General features: G+C 59.5%; 1 protein-coding gene. It reads right to left on the bottom strand.

Annotated features, from left to right (window positions below; translation table 11 throughout):
• Positions 1-269: 269 nt before the first annotated feature.
• A partial coding sequence (locus AB3X96_RS42445; RefSeq protein WP_368594405.1) for an IS110 family transposase occupies positions 270-1,043 on the bottom strand: 774 nt, incomplete at its 5' end.

Here is a 1,043-nt window from a genome sequence, read left to right as displayed (position 1 = left end):
TGATATGACTTTCCGTGTCAATCGCATCGGTTCTCGGTTTTGGTTCATCTGAATTTCCTGAGGGCGACGTAGCAGTACGTCTCGACGGTGGGTCACACTGATATCCGCGGGTTGGTTACCGCATTACTGTGGTCCGCCCTATGAGCCTGCCGCTGCCTCAAGTCGCAAATCGCATTAGATGTGTTGCATAATCCGCTCGCGGGTTACTCGGGTGCCGGGCTACGCCGCCTTCAGGAAACTCTCAGTGTTCTCGTTAAGACGATGGAGTGTCAGACCGGCCTGGCATCTTTCGGTATGGCGAGGGACATCGCCAGTCTGCTGATGTCCCAGATGAACCCTGAGAGTTCTCGCGCAACGGCAACCACACTGGTGTTCACATTCTTGCCGCGCGCTGCGAGCTTGCGATATCGCCGGCATAGCCGCAGTTGGGCATCCCATGCGCGGTCAATGATCGGTTTCGGGATTCCTTCATGGCGGCGTTGAATGTCCGGGCTCACCCGAGCGGGGTATCTGTAACTCCACGCAGCCTCGACGAGCAGCTTTCTTGCATAGCTGTTCCCGTTTTTTGTAATGCTGCCTTGACGGCGACGGTCTCCTGAAGAGTGTTCGGAGGGCGTCACCCCGAGCCAGGCCATCAGTTGACGCGGATGCTCGAATCGCGACAGGTCGCCGAGTTCGGCGAGCATGCCTACGGCCGTGGTGAACTGAATGCCCCGCATTGCCTGCAGGCCCAGTACCGCCGGATAGAAGCGCCAGTTGACGACAGCCTCGCGTAGTGCCGCCTCGAGGCGGTCGCATTGTGCGAGTCTGTCTTCGACAGCACGGCGGCACTCGTCAAAGGCCAGTTGTTGCCAGTGGTTGGGGAACGCAAAGGTGCTGATCCACCTTCGATGTGCCGGACCCCAGTTGGCGCTGCCGGTATAACGAACACCGTGGGAGAGCAGAAAGGACTTGACCCGCTGACGCGCGTGTTTGAGATCCGCTTTGGCGGTAGCCCACGCCCGGGCCAGATCCCGGAATGCCTCATCTTCGACGCCCGGCAC

The organism is Paraburkholderia sp. BR13439 (assembly GCF_040948805.1).
In the GTDB taxonomy this organism is placed as follows: Bacteria; Pseudomonadota; Gammaproteobacteria; order Burkholderiales; family Burkholderiaceae; genus Paraburkholderia; species Paraburkholderia youngii.
This window is presented reverse-complemented; position numbering and strand designations above follow the sequence as displayed.